Source organism: Mesorhizobium sp. M7A.F.Ca.CA.003.01.2.1 (assembly GCF_003998945.1).
Classification (GTDB): Bacteria; Pseudomonadota; Alphaproteobacteria; order Rhizobiales; family Rhizobiaceae; genus Mesorhizobium; species Mesorhizobium ciceri.
In genome coordinates, this window is record NZ_RZRA01000906.1 from 1 (window position 1) to 2,286 (window position 2,286).

The 2,286-nt window shown below is 60.9% G+C and carries 4 protein-coding genes; 3 read left to right on the forward strand and 1 reads right to left on the reverse strand.

Annotated features, from left to right (window positions below):
* The 3 genes from EN969_RS27460 to EN969_RS27470 all read left to right on the forward strand — a co-directional run.
* A partial coding sequence (locus EN969_RS27460) for a TIGR02301 family protein (RefSeq protein ID WP_127419560.1) occupies positions 1–148 on the forward strand: 148 nt, incomplete at its 5' end.
* 458 nt (positions 149–606) lie between these two features.
* Positions 607–864 carry a hypothetical protein gene (locus tag EN969_RS27465; RefSeq protein WP_008874920.1) on the forward strand — a complete coding sequence of 86 codons (258 nt, stop codon included), beginning with the start codon at positions 607–609 and terminating at the stop codon, positions 862–864.
* 70 nt (positions 865–934) lie between these two features.
* Positions 935–1,720 carry a hypothetical protein gene (locus tag EN969_RS27470; RefSeq protein WP_027162675.1) on the forward strand — a complete coding sequence of 262 codons (786 nt, stop codon included), beginning with the start codon at positions 935–937 and terminating at the stop codon, positions 1,718–1,720.
* Between the two features lie 33 nt (positions 1,721–1,753).
* On the opposite strand, the gene EN969_RS27475 is transcribed toward EN969_RS27470, so the two are convergent.
* The coding region (locus EN969_RS27475; protein WP_164758541.1) for an amidohydrolase family protein at positions 1,754–2,286 on the reverse strand (533 nt) is incomplete at its 5' end.

Here is a 2,286-nt window from a genome sequence, read left to right on the forward strand (position 1 = left end):
CCGCTTCATTGCCAGCTTCAATCGCGGCTACCGCTCCTTCGGCGGCACCTATACGAGGTGCACGCCCTCGGCGACCGAAGCCATCAGCCGCTACATGAAGGAAGGCGAGACGCTGTCTCGCGACATCGCCTCGCGTTACGGCAACTAATGCATGTCGCCCAAAAGTGGCTGCGGTTTTGGGAGAACGACACGCATAAAAACGAAAACCTAAAGCGCCTCGCCTGAATCCGTTCAAACGCAGCGCGCTTTAGGCACTCGCTCATCGACAACTATCCGAACCATTGCTGGGTACAGCCGATATATCGGCTTGTGCCAGGCGATATCTTGGTGCAATCCTCATGTTGCACTTCTGCAACAGTATTAACGAAACCCTACCGCGCGAAAGCGGAATTAACTCAAACTGAAGGTTTTCGCCCCGCAGGCCGCCCCAATCGGCTAAGTTTGACTCGAACTGAACGCAGTTTCGCACAAGGCAATCGGGCTTTGTAAAAGACGATCAAAAAAATGTCGTATTTACAAATACTTAATTGTCCCTGGGTGTGAAATGAACAGATCAGGCCTGATCCACATCAATGGATCGCAGCTTGAAAGGGTGGACATTCGCTTATGGAACATGGTGTCAACGACATCGACGCGCTGGTCAGGGAAGAAAAACGCTTGACCGCCGTGGAAAGCCACAGCGAGGCCTGGGCGGAAGGTCTCTCCGCCGGGATAGAGCCCGAGATCATTGCCGAAGCAGCGCTCGAAACAGCCTTCGGCGAGATGTTGCGTGCCAATGGCGAGACCTCGGCCCTTGCCCTGCTCGACCGTATGCGTGAAAAGGTGATTGCTGGCGCCTTCGAACCTGAACGGCTGCGGCACTGAACCGACGTCCGGTTCTTTGACGGCAATATGCCGCTCGGGCGTCATGCCCGTAAGCAGGGAGAAACGGGCAGTGAGTTTTTCGATGTCAGGCAAGCCGCGTGGCTTGGTCCTTCGCATCTCTTTCGCCGCTTGCTGTGCCGCGATTCCCCTGGTTGTGTGTCTCGCGAGCAGCCCCGCCTATGCGCTGAGCGAAATCAAGCGCGAAGAGCTCCCCCCGACGGTCACGCCGCCGGCCGACGACATGTCGCCCCCCGGAAGCACCGTGCCAATGCCCAACCCGGTCGGGACGCCGCCGCCGTCTAGCCAGCCGACTGCTCCTGCCGAAGCCGAGCCGGACAGTCCGGCGGATGGCGGCGTGACCAGGCCACGCGTCGATCCGGACACGCCGGTGCCCGAGGTCATCTACGATCTCGGCAAGCTGCCGGAACCAGTGCGGCGCATGCATGATTTGATCGTCGAAGCCTGCAAGGGCGGCGATATCGAAAAGTTGCGGCCGTTGATCGGCACGGGCGACAACACAACGCAATTGTCCCTAACCGACATTGATGGCGATGCCGTCGCCTTCCTCAAGGGCCTCTCGGGAGACCCGGACGGCCAGGAAATCCTGGCCATCCTGGAGGAGGTGCTTGATGCCGGCTACGTCCACCTCGATGCCGGCACGCCACAAGAGCTCTATGTGTGGCCGTATTTCTTCGCCCTCCCGCTGGACAAGCTGGACGCCAAGCAGCGGGTCGAACTGTTCAAGATCGTCACCGCTGGCGATTTCGACGACATGAAGCAGTTCGGCGCCTATATTTTCTATCGCGTCGGTATCACCCCTAGCGGACAGTGGTCATTCTTCGTCGCCGGGGATTGAGAGCGGCTCTTCCCACCCACGGGGGTAGGGAGCCTAGCGGGGCAATGCCTCAGAAAACTCCACCGCCCTACCCTGGCTTGGCGTGGCGATCTCGCCTTCCCACATCACGCGGCGGCCGCGAATGACGGTGCCGACCGGCCAGCCGACCACTTCTCTCCCGTCATAAGGCGTCCAGCCGGCTTTCGAGCCGGCCTGCGCATTGGTGATGGTCTGGCGCCGCTTCATATCGACGATGGTGAAGTCGGCCTCGTAGCCGGCAGCGATGCGGCCCTTTCTCGCCATGCCGAAGATCCGCTGCGGGCCGTGGCTAGACAGGTCGACAAAGCGCTGCAAGGTCAGCCGGCCGGCATTGACGTGGTCGAGCATGATCGGCACCAGCGTCTGCACGCCGGTCATCCCCGACGGTGAGGCCGGATAGGGCTTTGCCTTCTCGGCCAGCGTGTGCGGCGCGTGGTCGGAGCCGAGCACATCGACGATGCCTTGCGCAATGCCATGCCAGACGCCATCGCGATGGCGCGCGGCACGCACCGGCGGGGTCATCTGGATCAGCGGGGCAAGCCTGAGGT

Excerpts from the sequence above, each read along its gene's own strand:
- EN969_RS27465 (WP_008874920.1), top strand. The coding sequence starts at position 607 with ATGGAACATGGTGTCAACGACATCGACGCGCTGGTCAGGGAAGAAAAA.